Consider the following 23990-nt stretch of genomic DNA (forward strand, 5'->3'; position numbering starts at 1 on the left):
AGGGCCGGGCAAAGGCAGCGCCAGACGTGGCGGGGCCGGCGCGGGTGGATTAGGCAATTCCTGGCCCTGGCGGAAGGGGTGCAACCGCCGGGAGGCCAGCGATTCCGGGCCCATGCCGGGCCCGCCACCGTGCGCGGGCCGCGTTTCGCATCCGCCGGTCCTGGCTTAGCATGAATGGCGAAGGGCCGCATGCGGCGGCGGAAGGGGTGGCGATGCGGCAGGCGGGCGGATCCAGGGCATGACCCTGCCCTATATCGACCAGCTCCTCGGCCAATTGGCCCGCGGCAACCCGGCGCTGGAGCGCAGCTTCGGCCGCCATATCCACTGGGGCTACTGGCCCAACCCGGCCGCCGCCCGCCCCGATTCGCCCGAGGATTACGGCCGCGCCGCGGAACGGCTGAGCCTTGAACTGCTGGACCTAGCCGAGATCCGCCCCGGAATGCGGGTGCTGGATGCCGGCTGCGGCTTCGGCGGCACCATAGCGACGCTGGAGGAGCGGGTGGAGCGGCTGGACCTGGTCGGGCTGAACATCGATCCGCGCCAGTTGCAACGCGCCGCCCGCCTGGCGGCGCCGCGCCCGGACAGCCGCATCGGCTTCGTCGCGGCCGATGCCTGCACACTGCCCTTCGCCGATGCCAGCTTCGACCGCGTCCTGGCGGTGGAATGCATCTTCCACTTCCCCTCCCGCCGCGCCTTCCTGGCCGAGGTCCGGCGCGTGCTGCGGCCGGGCGGCGTGCTGGTGCTGTCGGATTTCGTCCCCTCCCCGTTCTTCGCGCCCTTCGGGCGGCTGCCGAAGCTGAAGGCGCTGCAGCGGATCAATGTGCTGGGGGAATGCGATACCTCCTGCACCGCTTCCGGCTATCGCCGGCTGGCGGCGCTGGCCGGGCTGCGGGTGGCGACGCTGCGCGACATCACCCGCCATACCCTGCCCACCTATGCCTTCCTGAAGTATCTGGCGCGGCACCATGGCGGCAGCCGGCTGGTGGCGGGATTCAGCGGGCCGCTGATCGGGCTGCTGGATTTCTATGGCCGCAGCGGATTGCTGAAATACAGCCTGCTGCGCTTCGACCGCAGCTGAACGGAAGGCTGGCCCGGAGGGCGTGGACCGCGGATCAGCCGGCCAGGTCAGCCATGCGCATGGGCGTGATGGTCGCCGCCCAGGCCGAAGCCCGGATGTTCCATCTTCCAGGCTTCCAGCAGCGGTCGGTCATCCTGGTCCCAGGGGTGGAAGTCCCGCCGGAAGTAATCGTAGTAGGCCCTGGCCGCGACGCCGCCGAAGATCACGCGCAGCGAGGTTCCGCCGCCCCCGCCCCCGCCCCCGCCTGGCCCCGCCGGGCCGGCACCACGCCGCCGCATCGCCTTGATCCGCATCACCATCAGCCCGGCCAGTAGCCCGCCGCCGCCGAAGAAGGTGACCATCCCCATCGCCGCGCAGCGATGCAGCCAGGCCCAGAAGCCCGATCCGAAGATGTGGTCATAGACGTCGAAGCAGACGGCCTTGTGCTCGATCTCCTCCGCCGCATGCCAGAGCCAGAGATTGGCGAAATCGGGGTCGACGCCCTCCCGGTACAGGGTGCGCTTGGCCAGCAGCCGTTCGGCCAGCATGGCGGTGAAATGTTCCATGGCGCAGGTCATGGCGAGCTGCGTGGAGCGCGGCAGGACCGCCTTGCTGAGGCCGAGCAGGAAGCGCGCCAGCGACTCCAGCTCCGCCCCCGGCACCTTCGCCTCCTGCAAGGCCCGGTTGGAGCGGGCGTGTTCGCGGGAATGCATCGCTTCCTGGTGGATGAAGCGGTCCGCTGCATCCCGCAGCACCGGATCGGTGATGCGGTCGCGGTAATGCGCCACGGAGCGGCAGAAGAAGGCCTCGCCCACCGGGAACAGGAAGGAGATGGCGTTCAGCCCGGTCTCGTTCACCCGCGGCAGCTTGGTCCAGCCGCGCGCGCGAGCGGAATCATAGGTCAGCCGCACGCGGCGCCGGATGATCTCGATCGGCGTCTGGCGGGGGTGCGAGGTCGGAGGAATCACGTAAAAGAGATTACGTGACCCTCCGTCTTGCATCAAGCGAAAGTCCTGTATTTGGGACTACCGTATTGCGCCGTATTCTGCGCGACTGAAGATGGTTATCTGAGACGATGTCTCAGAAGGGAATATCGTCGTCCAGGTCGCTGCCGCCCTTGGGAGGCGCGCTACGGCCGCCGCCGCCAGACCGCGCGCCGCCGCCGCTATTGTCCCAGCCGCCGCCGCCCGAGCGGGCCGGGGCCGAGGCGCGGCTACCGCCGCCGCCGCCATAGCCCCCGCCGCCGCCACCGCCGCCATAGCCGCCCGTATCCCCCTCGCCCGGATCGGCACCGCCGCCGGCGCGGCCGCCCAGCAGCGCGATCTCGCCGCGGAACTGGCGCAGCACGATCTCGGTGGAATAGCGGTCCTGGCCCGCCTGGTCCTGCCACTTCCGGGTCTCGAGCTGGCCCTCGACATAGACCTCGGAGCCCTTCTTCAGGTACTTCTCCGCGATCTCGCCCAGCTTCTCATTGAAGATGGCGACCGAATGCCATTCGGTCCGCTCCTGCTGGTTGCCCTCGCGGTCCTTGAAGCGTTCGGAGGTTGCCAGGCGCAGGTTCACCACCCGGCCGCCATTCTGGAAATTCCGCACTTCCGGGTCGCGGCCGAGCCGGCCCACCAGGATAACTTTGTTGACACCGGCCATGGCCGCAATTCCCTCGATCTCAACCGCCGAGCCTAGCCGGAAGGTGAAGGCCCTGCCAGTCGCAGCAGCCCTGCACCGGCCGCACCTCGCAAAACCTCTTCCCGGACCACCTATATGGTGGCAGATTAACCAGAACACATTGTGAACGCCAGCCCGTTCCGCGGGACCGGCGTCCCCTCGAAAATCGGTGGACCATCCATGAGCGGCCAGATCCGCGTCCGCGGCGCGCGGGAGCACAACCTCAAGAACATCGACATCGATATTCCGCGGGATACGCTGACGGTGGTCACCGGCCTGTCCGGCTCCGGCAAATCGTCGCTCGCCTTCGACACGATCTATGCCGAGGGCCAGCGCCGCTATGTCGAGTCGCTGTCCGCCTATGCGCGGCAGTTCCTGCAGCTGATGCAGAAGCCGGATGTGGACAGCATCGAGGGCCTGTCCCCGGCGATTTCCATCGAGCAGAAGACCACCAGCCACAATCCGCGCTCCACCGTCGGCACGGTGACGGAAATACACGACTATATGCGCCTGCTCTGGGCGCGCGTCGGCGTGCCCTATTCGCCGGCCACCGGCCTGCCGATTGAGGCGCAGACGGTCTCCCAGATGGTCGATCGCATCATGGCGATGCCGGAGGGCACGCGGCTGCTGCTGCTGGCGCCGGTGGCCAAGGGCAAGAAGGGCGAGTTCAAGAAGGATTTCCTCGAATTCCAGCGGCGCGGCTTCGAGCGGGTGAAGGTGAACGGCACGCTGCACCAGATCGCGGAGGTGCCGAACCTCAACAAGAAGCTGAAGCACGATATCGAGGTGGTGGTGGACCGCATCGTGGTCCGCGAGGGTATCGAGGCGCGCCTGGCGGACAGCCTGGAGACGGCGCTGGGCCTGGCGGATGGGGTGGCTTACGCGGAGCCCGCCGATGGCGGCGAGCGCACCGTCTTCAGCCAGAAATTCGCCTGCCCGGTCTCCGGCTTCACCATCGAGGAAATCGAGCCGCGGCTCTTCTCCTTCAACAGCCCGCAGGGCGCCTGCCCGACCTGCGACGGCCTCGGCACCCAGAACTTCTTCGACCCGCAGCTGGTGGTGCCGGATGACACCAAGTCGCTGAAGGATGGCGCGGTGCAGCCCTGGGCCGGCGCGCAGTCGCCCTATTACGACCAGACGCTGGAAAGCCTGGCGCGGCACTACAAGGTCTCCATGACCACGCAATGGGGCGACCTGACCAAGGCGTTTCGCCAGGTGGTCATGCACGGCACCGGCAGCGAAGTCGTGACCTTGAAGTACAAGGACGGGCTGCGCGCCTATGACGTGAAGAAGGCCTTCGAGGGCGTCATCCCGAACCTCGAACGCCGCTACCGCGAGACCGACAATCCCTGGGTGCGCGAGGATCTCTCCCGCTACCAAGCCTCACGCCCCTGCCCCGTCTGCAACGGCCATCGCCTGAAGCCGGAGGCGCTGTCGGTGAAGATCGCCGGCGAGCATATCGGCATGGTCAACGACCTCTCGATCATCAAGTCCCGCAAATGGTTCGCGGGGGTGATGCCGACGCTGACGCCGCAGCGGCAGGAGATCGCGCGCCGCATCCTGCGCGAGATCGAGGAACGGCTGCAGTTCCTGGTCGATGTGGGGCTGGATTACCTCAGCCTCGGCCGGTCCTCCGCGACGCTCTCGGGCGGGGAATCGCAGCGCATCCGGCTCGCCTCGCAGATCGGGTCGGGCCTCACCGGCGTGCTCTATGTGCTAGACGAACCCAGCATCGGCCTGCACCAGCGCGACAACGAACGCCTGCTGAAGACGCTTCGGCGGCTGCGCGACATCGGCAATACGGTGCTGGTGGTCGAGCATGACGAGGATGCGATCCGCAGCGCCGACCACCTGATCGATATCGGCCCCGCCGCCGGCAAGGGCGGCGGCCGCATCATCGCGCAGGGCACGCCGGCGGAGGTGGAGGCGAATCCCGAGAGCGTCACCGGCCAGTATCTGTCCGGCAAGCGCCGCATCCCGATGCCGGAGATGCGCCGTGCCATCGATCCGAAGCGCATGGTTCGCGTCGTGGGCGCGCGCGGCAACAACCTGAAGGATGTGACGGCGGAGATTCCGCTCGGCACCTTCTGCTGCATCGCCGGTGTTTCGGGCGGCGGCAAGTCCACGCTGATCATCGAGACGCTGTTCAAGGCGGCCTCGCGTCGCCTGATGGGCAGCGGCGAGGTGCCGGCGCCGCATGAGCGGATCGAGGGGCTGGAACATCTCGACAAGATCATCGACATCGACCAGTCGCCGATCGGCCGCACGCCGCGATCGAACCCCGCCACCTATACGGGGCTGTTTGCGCCGATCCGTGACTGGTTCAGCGAACTTCCCGATTCCCGCGCGCGCGGCTACGCCCCCGGTCGCTTCAGCTTCAACGTCAAGGGCGGCCGCTGCGAGGCCTGCCAGGGCGACGGCGTGCTGAAGATCGAGATGCATTTCCTACCCGACGTCTACGTCACCTGCGACACCTGCAAGGGCAAGCGCTACAACCGCGAGACGCTGGAAGTGAAGTTCCGCGGCAAATCCATCGCGGATGTGCTGGACATGACGGTGGATGAGGGCGCGGAGTTCTTCTCCGCCGTGCCCGCCATCCGCGACAAGCTGGTGGTGCTGCGCGATGTCGGCCTCGGCTATATCCATCTCGGGCAGCAGGCCACCACGCTGAGCGGCGGCGAGGCGCAACGCATCAAGCTGTCCAAGGAGCTCTCGCGCCGCGCCACCGGCCGCACGCTCTATATCCTCGACGAGCCCACGACGGGGCTGCATTTCGAGGACGTCCGAAAACTGCTGGAAGTGCTGCATGCGCTGGTCGCGCAGGGCAACACGGTCGTCGTGATCGAGCACAATCTGGAGGTCATCAAGACCGCCGACTGGGTGCTGGACCTCGGGCCGGAGGGTGGCGAGGGCGGTGGCCGCATCGTCGCCAAGGGCACGCCGGAACAGGTGGCCGCAGAGCCCGAAAGCCATACCGGCCGCTTCCTCGGCCCCATCCTGGCCCGCGAGGGCGAGGTGCAGGCGCCGGTCGTGGTGAAGAAGCGCAAGCGGGCGTGAGGCGCCTCACCATCGCTTGAGAGGCGCCGGCGGGGTCACGACCCTGCCGCATTCCCGGACTTGGAAGGGGTGACGCAGACTGTGAGGTGCCCCATGCCTTTCGCCCGACGCACGACGCTGCTCGCCTTGCCCGCCCTGCTCCTCGCCCGCCCCGGCTGGGCACAGGCGCGGTTGGATGAGCTGCGCGGCCGGCTGACCGAGGACACGGCCGAGAGCTTCGGCCGCTTCGTCTCAGACCATCTGGACCAGACCATCTCGCTCCGCCTCGCCGTCGCGGCGGGGCTGGCCACGGAAGATGCGGGCCGCCTGCGCCTCAGCCTCGACCGGCCGGAGCGGATGCAGATCACCTTCTTCGGCGGATACGCCGCCCAGGCGGCGGCGGTGGCGGTGGATTCGGTCTACCGCGTGCGCAGCGACGGGATGCAGATGGGCATCCTGATCTATGGGCTGGACCCGCTGCCGGAGGCGGAAGCCCGCCAGGCGCGGCAATCGGTGCGGCCGATCATGCTGGGCTGAACTTGCGGGTGGCGGCTGGCGGCGGCGGCCCGCTGCACGCCCCGACCGTGATCGCCTATCTGCTGCGGCCGGAGCTGTTCGGCGTCCGGCCTGCGCATGTGGCGGTGGAACTGTCCGGTCAGCACAGCTTCGGCCAGACGGTCGGCGACTTCTCCGGCACCACGGGCAAGCCGCCCAATGCCACGGTGCTGAACCGGCTGGACGCGCCGGGATTCTCCGACCTGCTGTGGGAAAGGCTGGCGCGCAGCTAGCTCAGCCCGGCCGGAAGCCGATCCGGGCGAAGGCCGCCCGGCCGGCCTCCGTGCCGAACAGCGCCAGCAGGCGTCGCGCCTCCGGCCCGTCCTGCACCACGGCGGCGCGATAGATGGTCCAGAGCTGCAATGCGTCCGGCAGCAGTCCCACCAACTGCACGCCAGGGCGGTCGATGATCTCGGTGGCCTGGCTGAAGGCCAGCGCGACTTCGCCGCGGCTGGCCATCTCCACCCCCTCCACGCCGAAGCGGACCAGCCGCAGTTTGGGGGCCAGTGCCTCTGTCAGCCCCAGCCGCGCGATCACCGCCGCCACATGGCGCCCGGCGGTGGCCCCGCGGGCGGGGTCGGCATAGGCGATGCTCTCTGCCGCCAGAAGCGCGGCCCGGAAGGCCTCGGGGGTTGCGATATCCGGCACGGGACGGCCCGCCGGGGCGCCCAACGCCACGCCGGTGCGGCCGATCTCCACCACGCCATCCGCCGGCACCAGCCCCCGCGCAGACAGCGCCGCGATGGCCTCCGCGCTGAGCAGCGTGAACTGCGGCCGCTCGCCCCCCAGGATGCGGTCGCGCAGCGCGCCCACCGTGTCGAAGGCCGCCGCCGGTGCGCCGGCGCCGAGCGGCGCCAGAACCTCCTCCACCGCGTGCTTCACCGCGCCGGCGGCGAAGATGGGCGGCGTGGCGGGCTGCGCCCGGGCGGCGGCGGCCGCCATCACGAGGGGCAGGCCCAGAAACAGGCGGCGTGACGGCATGGCGCGGCTCCTCCCCGGTCTTTCCGGGATCGTGACATGCCTAAAGCCTGCCGCGAAAGCCTGCCCAAATGATTGCGATCCGATCCCCCAGGCCGCGCGGCGCAGGAATCGGCAGGCCCGCCGCCAGCCGGGCCAGGTCGCGCGCCGCCAGCACCACGGGCAGCGCGGCCGGCAGGGCCTGGCGCGGCAGGTCTTCCGCACGCGCCTTGGCCAGTTGCGCGGAGCCCTCCTCGGCCAAGGCCCGGCGCAGCGGCTCGGCGGTCGCGGGCTCGGCGATCACGCCCTCCTGGCTCAGCCCGGCCTCCGCCAGCGCATCCTGCGGCAACAGGCAGCGGCCCTGGGTGGCATGCGCCGGCACGCTGCGCAGGACGCCCGCTAGGCCCTGCAGCGCGCCCAGCCGCTGCAGCACCGGCAGCGCGGCATCCGCGACACCCAGCAGCCGCCCGGCCGCCACCGCGAAGCCGCCCGGCCCGGCGCGCAGATAGGCGCCAAAGGCCTCCCGCGTCGGGATGCCCTCGGGCTCTGCCTCCGCCTCCCGCGCATCGATCAGGGCGGAGAGTGCGGCTGCATCCAGCGCGCCCTCGGTGATCGCCTGGTGCAGCGGGCCGGCCACCTCATGCCGGCGGGCTGGGCGGCCGTCGGCGGCCTCGGCCACCGCGTCGCGCCACCATTGCAGGCGGATCAGGGTGGCGATCGGCGTGCTCGTCACCTCCCTTGCCCGGGCCAGTTCGTGGTTGAAGGCGATCAGGGCGAACAAGGCCTCCCGCCGCGTCGCGGGGGCGAACAGCGCGGCGAGGTAGCGGTCCGGGTCATGCTGCCGCACGAAGGCGCCGAGCGGGGAAAGCGGGTGGCTGGCCATGCCGCCTGATGACGGTCCGCGGCGCGACCCGCAAGTGCGGTTGACGGTCCCCGAGGCCACGCCTAGGTCTTTCACCGGTCGCGGGGACCACCCCGCAAGCTGGCCAAAGCCCCCAAACGGGAGAGACCCCATGCCCTTTACCCTGCCGCCCCTGCCCTATTCGACCTCCGCCCTCGCCGCCCAGGGCATGTGCCAGGAGACGCTGGAGCTGCACCACGGCAAGCACCACAACGCCTATGTCACGGCGCTGAACGGGCTGATCGAGTCCAAGGGCCTGGCCGGCAAGTCGCTGGAGACCATCGTGGCCGAGGCCGGCAAGGCCGGCGCCGATGGCCTGCCGGTGTTGAACCAGGCCGGCCAGCATTGGAACCATGCGCTGTTCTGGCAGGTGATGTCGCCGAACGGCGGCGGGGACAAGCTGCCGGGCAAGCTCGCCGCGAAGATCGACAGCGACCTCGGCGGCCTGGCCGCCTTCAAGGAGGCCTTCAAGCAGGCCGGCGTGACGCAGTTCGGTAGCGGCTGGGCCTGGCTGATCATCGGCACCGACGGCAAGCTGAAGGTGACGAAGACCCCGAACGGCTCCAACCCTGTCGCCACCGGCGAGGGCACGCCGATTCTCGGCTGCGACGTCTGGGAGCACGCCTATTACCTGGACTTCCGCAACGTGCGCCCGAACTACCTCGACAACTTCCTGAACAAGCTGGTCGATTGGGAAGTGGTCGCCGGCCTGATGGACAAGGGCGGCCTGACCACCGGCCAGACGGCCTGAACCTTCCGCCAAGCGGAAACGACGAAGGCGCCGGGGGGCAACCCCGGCGCCTTTTTCATGTCCGCCGAGGCGGCGCGCGTTAGCTCTTCACGTCATTCGCCGGCGCCGGCGGCTTCACTACGCTGGCGATGGTGCCGCGCACGACGGTCACGCGGACGTTCGGCGAAAGCTCCACCTCCACCTCGTCGCTGTCGTCGCGCACCTTGGTGACGGTGCCGACCAGGCCGCCGCCGGTAATGATCTTGTCGTTGCGCTTCAGCCCGCCGAGCATGGTGCGGTGCTCCTTCATCTTCTTCTGCTGCGGGCGGATCAGCAGGAAGTAGAAGACGGCGAAGATCAGGATCAGCGGCAGCAGCTGCATGACGACGGCGCCGGTGCCACCGGCGGCATCCTGGGCATAGGCAGGCGAGATGAACATGATCGGGTCCGGCTTTCCTGGAGGGGGTCGGCGCCCCAGGCTTGCGGGGCATCGGCCCGCAACCTAGCTTCCGCGACCTTTCCGTCAATACATGATCCGGGTGCCCCTGCCCTTGTCCGACCCCCATGCCCTGCTGCCCACCCTGACCCGGATCGCCGAGGCGCTGGAGCGCCTGGCCCCGCCGGCCCTGGCCAAGCCCGACCTTGGCGCGGCGGATGCCTTCGTCTGGCACCCCGGCCCGCCGGCGCGGCTGGACCCGGTGCCGCGAGTTTCCGCCGTCAACATCACGCTGCTGCAGGGGGTGGAGCGGCAGAAGGCGCTGGTGCTGGAGAATACGCTGCGCTTCGCCCGCGGCCTGCCCGCCAACAACGCCATGCTCTGGGGCGCTCGCGGCATGGGCAAGTCGAGCCTGGTGAAGGCCGCCCATGCCCAGGCCAATGCCGAGGCGCCCGGCGCCCTGGCTCTGATCGAGATCCAGCGAGAGGATATCCGCACCCTGCCTGAGCTGCTGAACATCCTGCGGGCCGGTGATCGCCGCTGTCTGGTCTTCTGCGACGACCTGTCCTTCGAGCGGGAGGATGCCGACTACAAAGCGCTGAAATCCGTGCTCGATGGCGGCATCGAGGGCCGGCCGGCCAATGTCCTGTTCTACGCGACCTCCAACCGCCGCCACCTGATGGCGCGGGACATGATCGAGAACGAGCGCAGCACCGCCATCAACCCCGGCGAGGCGATCGAGGAGAAGGTCTCGCTGTCCGACCGCTTCGGCCTCTGGATCGGCTTCCACAACTGCGACCAGGACACCTTCTTCGCCATGGTCGAGGGCTATGCCGCCAGCTTCGGCCTGCCCGCTACCACAGACGAACTGCGCCGCGCGGCGGTGGAATGGAGCGTGACTCGCGGCGCCCGGTCCGGCCGCGTCGCCTGGCAATTCGTGCAGGACATGGCAGGGCGGCTGGGGGTGAAGACCGGGGCCTGAGGTCCCAAGATTGCAGAAACGGCGCGCTGGGTGACGCGGGTGTGAATTCGCGGACGCAAATGCGCATCCGCCTTGCCCCTGCCGCCCGCCTGCCGCGAAGCTGCGCCCGCCACAGCGAAGCCGCCATCCCGGTGGAAGCCGCCTGCGGCTTTCCCGAGGAGCACTGCCTTGTTCGCCATCCTGCTCGCGCCGCTGAACGCCTTCTGCGGCCTGGTCGCCCGCAACACGAAGCTGTCTCTCATCGCGGGCCTGGTGCTGGGCGTGCTGGCCGTCCTGACGCATCACGAGGCCTGGGCCTCGGTCATGGCGATGTTCGTCGGCTTCGTGCTGATCTGGATGAGCGAGGTCACCAATCCGCATCGCGCCGAGCAGGGCACCGTCGCCGGCGACTGATCCAGGCCAGGGTCAACGGGCGCCCAGCCGCGGGCGCCCGCCCCGGTCAGCCGGGGGCCAGCCGCGCCAGGCCGCCCAGATAGGGGCGGAGAACCTCGGGGATGGTGACGCTGCCATCCTCCTCCTGATGCGTCTCCAGCACCGCGATCAGCGCGCGGCCCACGGCCACGCCGCTGCCGTTCAGCGTATGCAGGAATTCCGTGCCCTTGCCCGCCGCCGGCCGGAAGCGCGCATCCATGCGCCGCGCCTGGAAATCCCGGCAATTGGAGCAGGAGGAAATCTCCCGCCAGGCCTGCTGGCCGGGCAGCCAGACCTCCAGGTCATAGGTCTTGGCCGCGCCGAAGCCGGTATCGCCGGAAGCCAGCACCATGCGGCGCCAGACCAGGCCGAGCTCCGTCAGCACCCGCTCGGCGCAGGCCGTCATCCGCTCATGCTCGGCTTCCGACTGCTCCGGCAGGGTGATGGAGACCAGTTCCACCTTGGGGAACTGGTGCTGGCGCAGCATGCCGCGGGTATCGCGCCCGGCGGAGCCGGCTTCCGAGCGGAAGCAGGGCGAGAGCGCGGTCAGCCGCATCGGCAGCGCCGATTCCGCAAGAATCTCGCCACGGACAAAGTTGGTCAGCGGCACCTCCGCCGTCGGGATCAGCCAGCGGCCATCCGTGGTGGCGAAAAGGTCCTCCTTGAACTTCGGCAGCTGGCCGGTGCCGTACATGGTGGCGTCGTTCACCAGCAAGGGCACGCTGGCCTCGGTATAGCCGTGCTCCTCCACATGCAGGTTCAGCATCCACTGGCCGAGCGCGCGTTCCAGCCGCGCCAGCTTCCCACGCAGCACGGTGAAGCGGGCGCCGGCCAACTTGGCGGCGGTGGCGAAATCCATGCCGAAGGCCTCGCCCAGCTCGAAATGCTGGCGCGGGGTGAAGGCGTAGTTGCGCGGGCTGCCATGGGTGTGCAGCACCACATTGGCGCTCTCATCCGCGCCGTCGGGCACGTCGCCGGCCAGCAGGTTGGGCAGGGCTGCCAGCAGCGCGTCCCGCGCCGCCTCATGCGCCTCCGGCGTCGCGGCGGCGGCGGCATCCATGGCGGCCTTCACCTCGGCCTTCAGCCGCTCGGCCAGCGCCGTGTCGCCGGCCTTCATGGCGGCGCCGATCTGGCGGGACAGCTCGTTGCGCGTGGTCTGGGCGGCCTGCACCAGGCGCACCGCCTCGATCCGCAGGTCGTCGAGGCGCAGCGCCTCCGCCGCCGCCGGCGGCAGGGATCGCCGCGCCAGCGCCGCGTCGAAGGCCTCGGGATTGGCGCGAACCGCCTTGATGTCGTGCATGGAAAGGGGACCTGAGCGCGTGGTGTGGCGCTCAGCGGCTAGGCCAGAGTGGCGGGCCCGTCAATCGAGCCGGCCGCCTCAGACCTCCTCGGCCGCCTTCTTCTTCCGCCCCATCCAGACGGCGGCGAGGATCGAGATCTCGTAGAGCAGGATCAGCGGCACGGCGAGGCCGATCTGGCTGATGATATCGGGCGGGGTAATGATGGCGGCCACCACGAACATGCCGACGATGGCGTAGCGACGGCCCTTGCGCAGCCCCTCGACGCTGACGATGCCGACGCGCGCCAGCAGGGTCAGCAGCACCGGCAGCTGGAAGGCGATGCCGAAGGCCAGGATCATGTGCATGACCAGCGAGAGGTATTCACTGACCTTCGCCTCCAGCTGGATCGGCACCGTCCCCGCCTCGGCCGGCGTCTCGAAGCTGATGAAGAAGCTCCAGGCCAGGGGGAAGATGAAGTAATAGGCCAGCGCCGCGCCCAGGACGAAGAGGAAGGGCGAGACCACCAGGAAGGGGGTGATCGCGTTCTTCTCGCTCTTGTAGAGGCCGGGCGCGATGAACAGCCAGAGCTGCGTCGCCCACATCGGAAAGCTGAAGAAGGTGGCGCCGAAGAAGGCGACCTTCAGGTAGGTGAAGAAGGCCTCATACAGCGCGGTGAAGATCATCCGCCGCTCGCCCATGCCCTGCGCCTGCAGGATGTCCGCCAGCGGCGCGGCCAGGAAGCCGTAGATCTGCCGGGAGAAGTAATAGCAGACGGCAAAGGCGATGATGAAGGCGCCGACAGACCACAGGAGCCGCGTGCGCAGCTCCATCAGATGCTCGATCAACGGCATCGGCTTGTCGTTGATTTCGTCGTTCGGATCACGCGGCACGGTGGGGGGATCCGTATGTCAGGAGGCGGAGGCGCCAGACGGCGGCAGGGAGGGCGGCGCGGGCGGCGGCACGAAGGCCGGCGGGGCGGGCGGCGGGGCAGGCTGGCTGGCCGCCAGGGGCGCCGGCGGCGGCGTGGCGCCCGGCGGGATGAAGGCGGGCGGCACCACGGTCGGCACGGGCGGCCCGGCCTCGACCACCGGCGCCCCGGCCTGCACGGGCGGCGGCGTCACCGTCGCACCATGCGCGGGGTCTGGCGCGAAGGCATCGCGCAGCGGGTTGCCGATCGGGTCCTCGGTGAAGGTCTTGCGGATCGAGCCGTCCTTGTCGAATTCCTTCTCGACGATATCGCGCACGTTGAAGCTGCGGATCTCGTTGATCTGGTTGCGGACGTCCTCGAGCTTCGCCTCGCGCACGACCTCATCCACCTGGCCCTGGAATTCCCCGGCCATGCGACGCAGCTTCTGGATTCCCTTGGCGATGCTGCGCACGGCATCGGGCAGGTCCTTGGGGCCGATGACGACCACAGCGACCACGGCAATCAGCGCCAGTTCGGTCCAATCGAGACCCAGCATGAATCCTCATCCCCGACCCAGCGGGGCCCATCCGTTAGCAGGATCGCCGCCCCCCGCCAATCCAAGCGGCCGCCGGCACGACCCCTATCTAGGGAGCCTCGGGCGGGAATACGAAGGCCCGCTCAGGGTCCATCGCCACCGCCACGCGATCACCCCGGCTGAGCCAGGCACCCGGCGGCAGCCTGGCATGCAGGTGCAGCAGGCCCCCCTGCCCGTCCGCCACCGCCAGATGCACCAGGGTGGTGGCGCCGAGCAGGCGGCAGGCCTCCACCTCCGCGCTGGTTCCGCTGTTGGAATCCGCCGGCAGCACGCGCAGGCCTTCCGGCCGCAGCAGCACCTCCACGGCGCCGCCCTCGGCCACCGGGGCCGGTTCCCGCGGTTTCGTCGCTCCGATCGGGGTTTCGGCCAGGCCGTCCCGCATACGCCCCGGCAGGCGGTTCACCTCGCCCAGGAAAGTCGCCACGAAGCGGGTCATGGGCGCGAGGTAGAGGGCGGAGGGCGGGCCGAGCTGCTCGATCCGGCCCTCATTCATCAGGGCGATGCGGTCGGCCATGAACATCGCCTCCTCCGCATCATGCGTCACGATCAGGGTCGCGATGCCGGCTTCCTGCAGGACATGCAGCGTATCGTCGCGCACCTGTTCGCGCAGCCGGGCGTCGAGGCTGGCGAAAGCTTCATCCAGCAGCAACACGGCCGGACGCGGCGCCAGCGCCCGGGCGAGCGCCACGCGCTGCTGCTGCCCGCCCGAGAGCATATGCGGCCAGGCGGTGGCGAAGGCTTCCAGCCCGACCCGGGCCAGCGCATCCATGATGCGCCACTTGCGCTGGCCGCGCGGCACGGCGCGCAGGCCGAAGGCGACGTTCTCCTCCACCGTCAAATGGGGAAACAGCGCATAGTCCTGGAAGACGAAGCCGACGCCGCGCGCCTCCGGCGGCGTCTCCCGCCCCGGCTCGGCGATCAGCCGGCCATCGAGGGTGATGCGCCCCCGTTGCAGCGGCTCCAGCCCCGAGGCCAGGCGCAGCAGCGTGGTCTTGCCGCAGCCGGAGGGGCCGAGCAGGCACAGGATCTCGCCTGGCCCCACCTCCAGGTCCAGCTCGCGCAGCACCATCCCGCGCTCCGGATAGTGGTGGGAGACGCCTTCGAAGCGGATGCTCAAGGGGGGGTCTCGTCCCCGGCTGGCGCGGACGGGTCCTCGGCGGGCGGCGCCAGCACCCGCAGCCCATCGAGCAGCGGCGCGGTCTCGCCGCTCACCAGCTCCTCCCGCCGCGGCAGGTCGCGCAGCGACTTCAGCCCGAACTGCTCCAGGAAGCGGGAGGTGGTGCCCCAGAGGGTCGGGCGGCCCGGCACCTCCTTGTGCCCGCGCGGCGCCACCAGCCCGTGTTCCAGCAGGGATTCGAGGGTGGACTGGGCCATGCTGGCGCCGCGGATCTCCTCGATCTCGGCCCGCGTCACCGGCTGGTGCCAGGCGATGACGGCCAGCGCCTCCATGGCCGCGCGCGGCAGGCGGCGCGGCACCTCCACCACGCGGGTCAGCGCGGCGGCGAGGTCCGGCGCGGTGCGCAGCACGAAGCCGCCGGCGGTCTCCACCAGCACCACGCCGCGGCCATCCAGCGCCAGGCCGAGTTCGCGCAGCACCGTGGCGGCGTCCTCGCCTTCGGCCAGCAGGGATTGCAGCCGGGCGGGCGTCACGGGGCGGTCGGAGGCAAACAGCAACGCCTCCGCCAGCCGCAGCGCGGCGGCGCTGACGGCGGGTTCCTCCGGCGCTGCCTCGGGCAGGTCGTCAGGCGGCTTGGACATCTTCCGCCTTCCCGGCCGGCTCCGCCTTGCGCAGCAGGATCGGGCCGAAAGCGCGGTCCTGGCGCAGGTCAAGCCCGCCGCCCCGCGCCATCTCCAGGCTGGCGATCAGCGTGCTGGCCAGGGCGGCGCGGCGTTCCACCGTATCCAGCTCCGTCCCTTCCGGCAGGAAACGCTGCAGCACGGCCCAGCTCGGCATGTCGCCCAGCAGCTGGGAAAGGCGGCCCAGTGCCTCCTGCACGCTCCAAAGTTTGCGCGGCTTCGGCCGATAGGGGCGCAGCGCGAGCGCCCGGCGGCGGCCGGCCACATAGGCCTGGCAGAGGGCGGAAAGGTCCGCGCGCAGGCCGGAGCGGTCCTCCACCGTCAGGTTCTCCGGCGCGCCGCGGCCGAAGACGTCGCGGCCGAGCTGCGGACGCTGGCCGAGCCAGGCGGCGCCGGCGCGCATTGCCTCCAGCTCCGCCAGGCGATCGGTCAAGCGGCTGGCCAGGGCCTCGGGGTCTTCCTCCGGCCCGGCTTCCTCCTTCGGCAGCAAAAGGCGGGACTTCAGCCAGGCGAGCCAGGCGGCCATCACCAGCCATTCGGCCTGCAGTTCCAGCCGCATGCCGCGCGCCTGCTCGATCACCGCCAGGTACTGGTCGACCAGGGCGACGATGGAAATGCCGGCCAGGTCCAGCTTCTGGGCGCGCGCCAGGTCCAGCAGCAGGTCCAGCGGACCTTCGTAGCCATCGAGCCTGAGGTGCAGCACCGGATCGGTCACATCACCCCTCCTGGGGATCCCCCTTGGGCCCCGCCATGACCGGTGAGGACGAAGATCGCCTCCAGCACCGGCAGTGCCACGGATTGCATCAGCATCCGCAGGGGATCGAATCCGGGCACCAGATAGGGAACCAGGAACACCAGCCCGATGACAATGAAAAGCCCGAACCGCTCCAGGCTGGCCACGGCGCGCGCCGCGGGGGCCGGCAGGATGCCCACCAGGATGCGCCCGCCATCCAGCGGCGGGATGGGCAGCAGGTTGAAGCAGGCGAGAATCACGTTGTAGAGCATGGACAGAGCGATGAAGCGCAGCAGCCAGTCCAGCAGGTCATCCGGCAGCACGCCCACCGTCGCCGTCGCCAGATGCGCCAGCAGGCCGAAGCCGATCGCCAGGGCGAAGTTGATGGCCGGCCCCGCGGCGGCGACCAGCACCATGCCCCAGCGCGGGTCGCGCAGCCGCCAGATATCCACCGGCACAGGCTTGGCCCAGCCGAACATCGCCTCCACCCGCCCGATGGTCAGAAGCTGGGTGACCAGCAGCAGGCCGGGCAGCAGGATGGTGCCCACCGGGTCCACATGCCGCAGCGGGTTCAGGCTGACCCGGCCGAGCAGCCAGGCGGTGTCATCGCCCAGCGCGCGGGCCGCATAGCCATGCGCCGCCTCATGCAGGGTGATGGCGAGGATGGCCGCCAGCGCGACCGCCGCGATCTCGGCGATCACGCTAAGGCGGGCCGGGTGACAAAGGATCGGGTGGCGAGCAGACGATCGCGGATCTGGGCCAGCAGGTCGGGCTCCACCACGCGGCGGGCGGCCAGCATGGCATCCCGCGCCGCCTGCATGCGCCGTGCGCCGGAATCGGCCAGCGGCGGGCAGGCTTCAAGCAGCGCCGCGGTCTCGGCCAGCACGCCGGTGCAATGCAGCGCCAGGTCGCAGCCCGCGGCCATGGTGGCGCCGGCCAGGTCGTTGGACAGGCCCGCCATGGCGCCCATGGCCAGGTCGTCCGAGACCAGCACGCCGTCGAAGCCGATCTCGCCGCGGATCACGTCCCGGATCAGCCCGGGCGAGAGCGTCGCCGGCAGCGCCGGATCCAGCGCGGTGTAGAGGATATGCGCCGTCATGGCCCAGAGCCCCGCCCCGCCATCGGCGGCGGAGAGCGCACGGAAGGGCGCGATGTCGGCGGCAAGCCGGGCGCGGTCCGCGGTGACGCGGGGCAGCGAATCATGGCTGTCCACCTCCGCCCGCCCATGGCCGGGGATATGCTTGATGACCGGGATGCAGCCTGCCTGCTGCAGGCCGCGCACCCAGGCAGCGCCGAGGCGGGCCACCTCCGCCGGATCGGCCGAGAAGGCGCGGTCGCCGATCACCCCATGCGCGCCGGGCAGCCGCAGGTCCAGCACCGGGGCGCAGACCACGTCGAGGCCGAGCACGGCGCATTCCATGCCGAGCAGCGTGGCATTCGCCTCCGCCGCCATGGCGGGCGCATCCTCGAACAGGGCCGCGGCGGGGAAGTCCGGCCAGTGCGGCGGGCGCAGCCGGGCAACACGGCCGCCTTCCTGGTCCACCAGGATCGGCGCCGCCTCCCCCAGCTCCTGCCGCAGCGCGGCGGTCAGGGCGGTGACCTGGGCGGGGCTTTCCACATTGCGCCGGAACAGGATGGCGCCGGCCGGCCGATGGCGGCGGAACAGCGCCGCCTCCTCCGCCGACAGGGTCGTGCCGGCGATGCCGATGATGGCGGCCTTGGGAGTCATGCCCGGCTCAGCGAACCGGGATGCAGGCGAAGCTGCGCGCGCGCAGCGCCTCGCAGAACTGCCGGGCGCTGTCCTGGTCGGCGAAGCCCGCGGTGCGCAGGCGGAACAGCGGGGGTTGCCCGTCCCGTTCCAGGCGCTGCACCACGGGGCTACGGCCCTCGAACAACTCGGGGGCGCGGCGGGAAAGGCGCTCGAATTCGGAACGCGCCCCTTCTTCGCTGCCCACGGCGGCCAGTTGCACCATCACCCGGCCATTCGGAACGGGGCGCGGCACGGCCGGCGCGGCGACAGTCTGCGCCGGCTCCGGCGCCGCGCTGCGGGCCACGGCGGGTTCCGCCACCGGGGCTTCCGCCGCCGCGCCGCGGGGCGCGCTGCGGGAGGCCACCGGCTGGGCCGGCGGGGGCTGAACCGGCGCCACCACCGGCGGCGGGGCCACGGCGGCGCGCAGCAGGTCGATATTCGGCGCCTCCGGCTCCGGCACCATCCCGCCGGGGCGCACGGCCTGGGCGTTAGCCTGGCGATTGGCCGGGCGTTCCAGCACCAGCGCGTTCTGGTTGGGCACGCGCAGCCCGCCCGGATCGTCCGGGCGCACCTTGAAGGGACGCGGATCGGCCTCCACCACCGGAACGCCGCCACCGCCCGAGCTCTGGAAGGCCCAGTAGCCCCCCGCCCCCACCGCGACCACCGCCACCATGCCGCCCGCCACCGCCAGCATGCGCCAGGGCACCGCCGGGGTGTCCCGCTGCACGCGATAGGATGGCACCATCATATCGCTCATCGCATCTCCTCGACGGGTTCGACCCCCATCACCGCGAGGCCTGAGCGCAGGACCACCGAAGTGGCGGCCACCAGCGCGAGACGCGCCTGGGTCGCCTCCGGCTCCTCCGCCCGGATGAAGCGCAACGTCGCATCGTCACGCCCCCTGTTCCACAGTACATGAAAGTCGCTGGCCAAGTCTTGGAGAAAGAACGCGATTCGATGCGGCTCCCGCGCCGCAGCGGCGGCCTCCACCGTGCGCGGCCAGACCGCCATGCGGCGGATCAGGGCGAGCTCGGCGGGGTCGGTCAGCGAATCGAGGCTGACCCCGGCCAGATCCGCCTGGGCCGGGTCGCCGGCGGAGCGAAGGACGGAGCGGCAGCGGGCATGGGCGTATTGCACGTAGAAGACCGGGTTTTCCCGCGTCTGCTCGATGACCTTGTTCAGGTCGAATTCCATCTGCGCATCCGCCTTGCGCGTCAGCATGGTGAAGCGGACGGCGTCCTTGCCGACCTCGTCGATCAGGTCGCGCAGCGTGACGTAGGTGCCGGCGCGCTTGGACATGCGGACCGGCTCGCCGTCCTTCATCACATGCACGATCTGGGTCAGCACCACGTCCAGCGAGACCTTGCGGTCCGACAGCGCCGCGACGGCCGCCTGCATGCGCTTCACATAGCCGCCATGGTCGGCGCCCCAGACCTGCACCAGCTGCGGAAAGCCGCGCTCGATTTTTGCTAAATGGTTGGCCACGTCATTGGCGAAGTAGGTGCCGGAACCGTCGGACTTGCGCAGGGGGCGATCCACGTCGTCGCCGTATTGCGTGGCGCGGAACAGCACCTGCGGGCGGGGTTCCCAGTCCTCCGGCGTCTTGCCCTTCGGCGGCTCCAGCACGCCGGTATAGATCAGGTCCTTGGCGGCAAGCGTCGCCTCCGCCTTCTCCAGCCAGCCCTCGGCCACGATGGCGCGCTCGCTGATGAAGACGTCGTGCTGCACGCCCAGCGCCGCCAGGTCCTCGCGGATGGCGGACATCATGGCTTCCACGGTGAAGTCCCGCACCGTATCGAGCCAATGGGTCGCGGCCGCCGGCATGCCGCCCGGCTCGGCCAGCGTGTCCTTGAAGATCTGGCGGAGCGCGATGCCGACGGGCACCAGGTACTCGCCCTTGTACTGCAGCCCGCCCGGGACGGATTGGGCGTAGTCCTCCTCGGTCATCGGCGTGCCGAGGGCCTGGAGGTAGCGCCAGTAGGTGGCATAGGCGAGCGCCAGCACCTGCGCGCCGGCGTCGTTCACGTAGTATTCGCGGGTGACGTCATAGCCCGCCTTGCGCAGCAGCAGCGCCAGCGCGTCGCCCACCACGGCGCCACGGCAATGGCCGACATGCATCGGGCCGGTCGGGTTGGCCGAGACATATTCGACATTCACCGGCCCGCCATCCCGCGCCGGCCCATCGCCATAGGAAGGGCCCGCCGCCAGCACCGCCGGCACCACGCCACGCACAAAACCCTCATCAAGGCGGAGGTTCACGAAGCCCGGCCCGGCCGGCGTCGCCTCCACCACCACGGGCAGTTCGCGCAGCTTCTCGCAGAGCGCCGCTGCCAGCTTGGGCGGCGGCATTTTGGCCTGCTTGGCCACCACCATCGCGCCGTTCGTCGCCATGTCGCCATGCGCCGCGTCCTTCGGCGGCTCCACCAGCACGCGCGCAAAAGCCTCGGGCGGGAGTTCCGGCAGGATCTGCGTCAGGGCGTCGACCACATGGGCGCGCATCGTGGCAAACAGGTCGGCGGTCGGGGTCATGCAGGCGAATCCGGAAACGGAGGTGGGGTTCTAGCCCGGGATGGAGGGATCGGTCAGGCGCCGATGCTCCTCCAGCGCGAAACGGTCGGTCATGCCGGCCAGGTAGTCGCAGACCGCCTGGGCGGCGGCCGCGCTGCCCGCCTCCCCGGCCTTGTCCTGCCACCAGGGCGGCAGCTGGCGCGGCTCGCCATGCAGCAGGGTGAACAGCAGCTGCAGCGCCCGCTTGCACTTCTGGGTGGTGCGATTGACCCGCCAGTGGCGGTACATGCGCTGGAACAGGAAGGCGCGCAGCTCGTTATTCGCCTCCATCATCCCGTCCGAGAACGCCACCACCGGCCGGTCATGCGCGCGGATATCGGCCGCGCTGCCCGGCGCCAGGGCCGCGATGCGGCGGCGGGTCTCGGCCACCGTGTCGTTCACCATGGCGTTGATCACCCGGCGCACCACCTCCGCCACCGCGCGATCGCGCGGCAGGCCGGGATTGGCGCGCAGCGCCTCGGCATGGGCTTCCTGGACCAGAGGCAGGGTCGCGGCCTCCTCCAGCGTAAACAGGCCGGCGCGGATGCCGTCGTCCAGGTCGTGGTTGTTATAGGCGATGTCGTCGGCCAGCGCCGCCACCTGGGCCTCGGCGCTGGAATGGGTGGTGAGTTCCAGCGAGTGTTGCCGGTCGTATTCGACGATATAGGGGCTGGGCCGGCGCAGCGGGCCATTGTGCTTGGCTAGGCCCTCCAGCGTCTCCCAGGTCAGGTTCAGCCCGTCGAAGCCGGCATAGCGTGCTTCCAGGCGGGTCACGGCCTTCAGCGACTGGGCGTTGTGGTCGAAGCCGCCATAGGGCTTCATCATCGCATCCAGCGCATCCTCCCCGCCATGGCCGAAGGGCGGGTGGCCAAGGTCGTGCGCCAGCGCCAGCGCCTCCGCCAGGTCTTCCTCCAGCGCCAGCTCACGAGCGATGGAGCGCGCGATCTGCGCCACCTCCAGGCTATGGGTCAGCCGCGTCCGGAAGTGGTCGCCCTCGTGATAGACAAAAACCTGGGTCTTGTATTGCAGGCGCCGGAAGGCGGTGGCGTGGATGATGCGGTCGCGGTCGCGCTGGAAGGGCGAGCGCGCGCCGCCGCCGGGCTCGGCATGCAGCCGCCCGCGGGAGGTTTCGGCGCGGACCGCCCAGGGGGCCAGCCCGTCCGCAAGCCGCTTCGGATCCATCCCCGCGGGCCTAGCATCCGGCCGGGCCGGCTGGAAGTCTCGCCGCCGCAGCGAAGCCTGGAACTGCGGCCCGCCTCGGCCTATCTTGCCATCATGGACACCATGATCGCGCCGTTCCGCGTCACCCCTCGTGCGGCCGCCCAGGTGGCGGAGATCGCCGCCCGACAGGGCAAGCCTGGCGCCGGCCTGCGCCTGGCGGTGGATGCCGGGGGCTGTTCCGGCTTCCAGTACCGTTTCGACCTGGAGGATGCGCCGGCCGAGGACGACCTGGTGGTGGCCCAGGGCCCCGGCCGCGTCTTCGTCGATCCGGTGAGCCTGGAACTGCTGGCGGGCGCCGAGCTGGATTGGACCGAGGCGTTGATCGGCGCCCATTTCGTGGTGAAGAACCCCCAGGCGGTCAGCGCCTGCGGCTGCGGCACCAGCTTCTCCGTCGGCTGAAGCCCCCGAGGCCGCCGCCCGATCGGGCGCTTGCACGCTCCGGTGGCAGGCTTCATCGTGACCTCGTGAGGGGGGTGCGATGACGCCGGAAGCGCGCGCAACGGCTCGGCGGGGAATGTGAAGCATGGACCCGCATAGCGGCTTGCCTGCCCCGGCTCCGCTCGGCGCCGCCACATCGCAGGGCGAGCCCCGGCTGGACTCGTTGCCCGCACCGCCGGCGCCGCCCGGTTTCGCGGCGCCCCGCACCTTCTGGCCGCTCTGCATCGCCGTGGTCGTGCTGCCGCTCGCGATCGCCGCCGCGGCGGCCTGGGCAAGCTGGGTGGACCTGCACGCGGATGCGGAGGCGCGGCTGACCCACACCGTCGATCTGCTGCATGAACATACGCTGCGGGGGCTGGAAAGCCAGGAAGCCTATCTGACCGCGGTCAATCGCTTCATCATCGACCTGGACTGGCCGGCCATCGCCGCCAGCGCGGATGTGGCGGATTTCCTGGTACAGCTGCGCGACAGTGCGCCCGGCACCAGCGCCATCGGCCTGATCTCCCCGGCCGGCCAGCTGGTGCAGACCTCCAGCTTCGCCTTCCCCATGCGGCCCATCGACCTGTCGCAGCGCGACTATTTCCTGGCGCAGCAGGGCGTCGGCCCGAACGAGGTGACGCCGAAGCTGGGCGCCGCGCTCATCGGCCGCGTCCGCGGGCGCATGGTCTTCCCGCTCAGCCACCCCCGGCGGGACCGCGAGGGGCGGCCCGATGGCGGCGTCATCTGGGCCACCTCCGATATCAGGGCCTTTGCCGCCTTCTATACGAGCATCGTCGTCCACCCCGCCGACTCGGTGCAGCTGATCCGCCGGGACGGCAGCATCCTGGCCAAGCATCCGCCCGATGCGGCGACGGAGGATGCGCGCCTGCGGGGCGCGAAGCTGGCGGTGATCGAGGCGGCCGCACGCCGCGACGGGGTGGCGCTGGCCTATACGCGCGAGGACAGCGCGCTGCCCGCCTCCGACCGGTCCATCCTGCCCGCGCTGCGCGCCGACCGCCTTGTGGCGTCGCGCTGGCTGGACCGCTACGACGTGGCCATCGCCTATGGGCTGAGTCTGGAGCCGCTGCACCGGGCCTGGATTCGCGCCGCCGGCGGGTTCGCCGCTGCGGCCGGCGTGGTAGCGCTGCTGCTTCTGGCGCTGATCCGGCTGGCCCAGCTGGGGATGAAGCGCGAATACGCCGCGCTGATGCGCGCGCGGTCGGAGGCGGAGCGGCGCCTGGAGGCCGAGGTCCTGCTGCATCGCACAGCCCGTATCACCGCGCTCGGCCAGATCGCCGCCGGCGCGGCGCATGACATGAACAACCTGATCCAGAGCGTGCTGGCGGCCTCCCGCCTCATCGAGCGGCGGGCGGAGCAGCCGGAGCAGGTCCGCAGACTGTCCGCCATGCTGCAGGGCACGGCGGCGCGTGGCGGGCGGATCGCCGGCCGCATGCTGGAATACAGCCGGCGGTCATCAACGGGACCGGATAGGGAGGTGGGGGAAAGCCTCGACGTCGCCGTGGTGCTCGGCCGGCTGGAGGAGATGGTGGGCGGTCTGCTCGGCTCCGGCATCCGCCTGGCCTGGTCGGCGGAGCCCAACCTGCCGCCGCTGCAGGCGGATCGGGCGGAGTTCGAGACGGTGCTGCTGAACCTGATCGTCAATGCCCGCGATGCCATGCCCGAGGGCGGCGAGGTGCGCGTGACGGCGGGCCTCGCAGAAAGCGAGCATGGCACGCCGCGGTTGCGCGTGACGGTGGAGGATACCGGCATCGGCATGCCGCTCGAGGTGCTGCGCCGCGCCGGCGAGCCCTTCTTCACCACCAAGGAAGCCGGACGCGGCACCGGCCTCGGCCTGTCCATGGCGCGGCAATTCGCCGAGGGGCTGGGCGGCAGCCTCGGCATCCAGAGCAAGCCTGGCCTCGGCACCCGCGTCAGCCTCTGGCTGCCCGCCTGAGCCTGGGAATTGGGAAGCAGGCCGCGCCGGCCGCCCATACTGGTCATCCGGCCCGCATG

General features: G+C 70.5%; 25 protein-coding genes. 9 read left to right on the forward strand and 16 right to left on the reverse strand.

Annotated elements, in window-relative coordinates; translation table 11 throughout:
- Window positions 1-238 precede the first annotated feature (238 nt).
- Window positions 239-1078 (forward strand): class I SAM-dependent methyltransferase, encoded by an 840-nt coding sequence (locus J3S20_RS19720; RefSeq protein WP_216838233.1) that lies wholly within the window; start codon window positions 239-241, stop codon window positions 1076-1078.
- 47 nt (window positions 1079-1125) lie between these two features.
- Here J3S20_RS19720 and J3S20_RS19725 read toward each other — a convergent pair whose 3' ends face one another.
- Together J3S20_RS19725 and J3S20_RS19730 are read right to left on the reverse strand one after the other, a co-directional pair.
- The gene (locus J3S20_RS19725; protein WP_216838234.1) at window positions 1126-2025 is read right to left on the reverse strand and encodes a metal-dependent hydrolase; all 900 of its coding nucleotides are present in this window, start codon (window positions 2023-2025) and stop codon (window positions 1126-1128) included.
- 112 nt (window positions 2026-2137) lie between these two features.
- The gene (locus J3S20_RS19730; protein WP_216838235.1) at window positions 2138-2704 is read right to left on the reverse strand and encodes a single-stranded DNA-binding protein; all 567 of its coding nucleotides are present in this window, start codon (window positions 2702-2704) and stop codon (window positions 2138-2140) included.
- A 198-nt stretch (window positions 2705-2902) separates the two neighbouring features.
- On the opposite strand from J3S20_RS19730, the gene uvrA reads away from it, so the two are divergent.
- The 3 genes from uvrA to J3S20_RS19745 all read left to right on the forward strand — a co-directional run bounded on the left by uvrA (window position 2903) and on the right by J3S20_RS19745 (window position 6546).
- Entirely contained in the window at window positions 2903-5779 is a 2877-nt protein-coding gene (uvrA, locus tag J3S20_RS19735; RefSeq protein ID WP_216838236.1) for an excinuclease ABC subunit UvrA, read from the forward strand.
- 93 nt (window positions 5780-5872) lie between these two features.
- On the forward strand, window positions 5873-6295 hold the full coding sequence (locus tag J3S20_RS19740) for a hypothetical protein (RefSeq protein ID WP_216838237.1): 423 nt from the start codon (window positions 5873-5875) through the stop codon (window positions 6293-6295).
- Between the two features lie 8 nt (window positions 6296-6303).
- A complete protein-coding gene (locus J3S20_RS19745) occupies window positions 6304-6546 on the forward strand; it encodes a nucleoside hydrolase (RefSeq protein WP_216838238.1) in 243 nt (80 codons plus the stop codon).
- Window position 6547: 1 nt separating this feature from the next.
- Here the strand turns inward: J3S20_RS19745 and J3S20_RS19750 are convergent, their stop codons facing one another.
- The gene (locus J3S20_RS19750) at window positions 6548-7294 is read right to left on the reverse strand and encodes a molybdate ABC transporter substrate-binding protein (RefSeq protein WP_216838239.1); all 747 of its coding nucleotides are present in this window, start codon (window positions 7292-7294) and stop codon (window positions 6548-6550) included.
- Between the two features lie 40 nt (window positions 7295-7334).
- The gene (locus tag J3S20_RS19755) at window positions 7335-8153 is read right to left on the reverse strand and encodes a squalene/phytoene synthase family protein (RefSeq protein ID WP_216838240.1); all 819 of its coding nucleotides are present in this window, start codon (window positions 8151-8153) and stop codon (window positions 7335-7337) included.
- A 130-nt stretch (window positions 8154-8283) separates the two neighbouring features.
- Between J3S20_RS19755 and J3S20_RS19760 the strand changes: the two genes are divergently transcribed.
- The gene (locus tag J3S20_RS19760) at window positions 8284-8922 is read left to right on the forward strand and encodes a superoxide dismutase (protein WP_216838241.1); all 639 of its coding nucleotides are present in this window, start codon (window positions 8284-8286) and stop codon (window positions 8920-8922) included.
- Window positions 8923-9001: 79 nt separating this feature from the next.
- Here the strand turns inward: J3S20_RS19760 and yajC are convergent, their stop codons facing one another.
- A complete protein-coding gene (gene yajC / locus J3S20_RS19765) occupies window positions 9002-9340 on the reverse strand; it encodes a preprotein translocase subunit YajC (protein WP_216838242.1) in 339 nt (112 codons plus the stop codon).
- Window positions 9341-9431: 91 nt separating this feature from the next.
- On the opposite strand from yajC, the gene J3S20_RS19770 reads away from it, so the two are divergent.
- Window positions 9432-10319, forward strand: coding sequence for an ATP-binding protein (locus J3S20_RS19770; protein ID WP_216838243.1), 888 nt, complete (start codon window positions 9432-9434; stop codon window positions 10317-10319).
- A 168-nt stretch (window positions 10320-10487) separates the two neighbouring features.
- The gene (locus tag J3S20_RS19775; RefSeq protein WP_216838244.1) at window positions 10488-10712 is read left to right on the forward strand and encodes a hypothetical protein; all 225 of its coding nucleotides are present in this window, start codon (window positions 10488-10490) and stop codon (window positions 10710-10712) included.
- 46 nt (window positions 10713-10758) lie between these two features.
- Here J3S20_RS19775 and serS read toward each other — a convergent pair whose 3' ends face one another.
- The 11 genes from serS to J3S20_RS19830 form a co-directional block, all read right to left on the reverse strand.
- Complete coding sequence (gene serS / locus J3S20_RS19780) at window positions 10759-12030, reverse strand: serine--tRNA ligase (RefSeq protein WP_216838245.1); 1272 nt, start codon at window positions 12028-12030, stop codon at window positions 10759-10761.
- Between the two features lie 78 nt (window positions 12031-12108).
- Window positions 12109-12861, reverse strand: coding sequence for a twin-arginine translocase subunit TatC (tatC, locus tag J3S20_RS19785; RefSeq protein WP_216838556.1), 753 nt, complete (start codon window positions 12859-12861; stop codon window positions 12109-12111).
- Window positions 12862-12918: 57 nt separating this feature from the next.
- Window positions 12919-13473, reverse strand: a complete 555-nt coding sequence (tatB, locus tag J3S20_RS19790) for a Sec-independent protein translocase protein TatB (protein WP_216838246.1) — start codon at window positions 13471-13473, stop codon at window positions 12919-12921.
- Window positions 13474-13561: 88 nt separating this feature from the next.
- Window positions 13562-14629: an ABC transporter ATP-binding protein gene (locus J3S20_RS19795; RefSeq protein ID WP_246603046.1), complete on the reverse strand. Its 1068-nt coding sequence runs from the start codon at window positions 14627-14629 to the stop codon at window positions 13562-13564.
- A complete protein-coding gene (gene scpB, locus J3S20_RS19800) occupies window positions 14626-15270 on the reverse strand; it encodes an SMC-Scp complex subunit ScpB (RefSeq protein WP_216838247.1) in 645 nt (214 codons plus the stop codon). The genes J3S20_RS19795 and scpB overlap by 4 nt, the downstream gene beginning before the upstream one ends.
- On the reverse strand, window positions 15254-16024 hold the full coding sequence (locus J3S20_RS19805) for a segregation and condensation protein A (protein ID WP_216838248.1): 771 nt from the start codon (window positions 16022-16024) through the stop codon (window positions 15254-15256). The genes scpB and J3S20_RS19805 overlap by 17 nt, the downstream gene beginning before the upstream one ends.
- Window positions 16021-16743, reverse strand: coding sequence for a site-2 protease family protein (locus tag J3S20_RS19810; RefSeq protein ID WP_216838249.1), 723 nt, complete (start codon window positions 16741-16743; stop codon window positions 16021-16023). Before J3S20_RS19810 ends, J3S20_RS19805 begins: the two co-directional genes overlap by 4 nt.
- Complete coding sequence (gene nagZ, locus J3S20_RS19815; RefSeq protein WP_216838250.1) at window positions 16740-17771, reverse strand: beta-N-acetylhexosaminidase; 1032 nt, start codon at window positions 17769-17771, stop codon at window positions 16740-16742. The genes J3S20_RS19810 and nagZ overlap by 4 nt, the downstream gene beginning before the upstream one ends.
- 7 nt (window positions 17772-17778) lie before the next feature.
- Window positions 17779-18549 (reverse strand): SPOR domain-containing protein, encoded by a 771-nt coding sequence (locus tag J3S20_RS19820; RefSeq protein ID WP_216838251.1) that lies wholly within the window; start codon window positions 18547-18549, stop codon window positions 17779-17781.
- Entirely contained in the window at window positions 18546-20321 is a 1776-nt protein-coding gene (gene argS / locus J3S20_RS19825; protein ID WP_216838252.1) for an arginine--tRNA ligase, read from the reverse strand. The genes J3S20_RS19820 and argS overlap by 4 nt, the downstream gene beginning before the upstream one ends.
- 30 nt (window positions 20322-20351) lie before the next feature.
- Complete coding sequence (locus tag J3S20_RS19830) at window positions 20352-21521, reverse strand: deoxyguanosinetriphosphate triphosphohydrolase (RefSeq protein WP_216838253.1); 1170 nt, start codon at window positions 21519-21521, stop codon at window positions 20352-20354.
- 93 nt (window positions 21522-21614) lie between these two features.
- Between J3S20_RS19830 and J3S20_RS19835 the strand changes: the two genes are divergently transcribed.
- Together J3S20_RS19835 and J3S20_RS19840 are read left to right on the forward strand one after the other, a co-directional pair.
- Window positions 21615-21959 carry a HesB/IscA family protein gene (locus J3S20_RS19835; RefSeq protein ID WP_216838254.1) on the forward strand — a complete coding sequence of 115 codons (345 nt, stop codon included), beginning with the start codon at window positions 21615-21617 and terminating at the stop codon, window positions 21957-21959.
- Window positions 21960-22083: 124 nt separating this feature from the next.
- On the forward strand, window positions 22084-23931 hold the full coding sequence (locus J3S20_RS19840; protein ID WP_216838255.1) for an ATP-binding protein: 1848 nt from the start codon (window positions 22084-22086) through the stop codon (window positions 23929-23931).
- Window positions 23932-23990 lie beyond the last annotated feature (59 nt).

The sequence above is a fragment of the Falsiroseomonas tokyonensis genome (genome assembly GCF_019024325.1).
Taxonomy (GTDB): Bacteria; Pseudomonadota; Alphaproteobacteria; order Acetobacterales; family Acetobacteraceae; genus Falsiroseomonas; species Falsiroseomonas tokyonensis.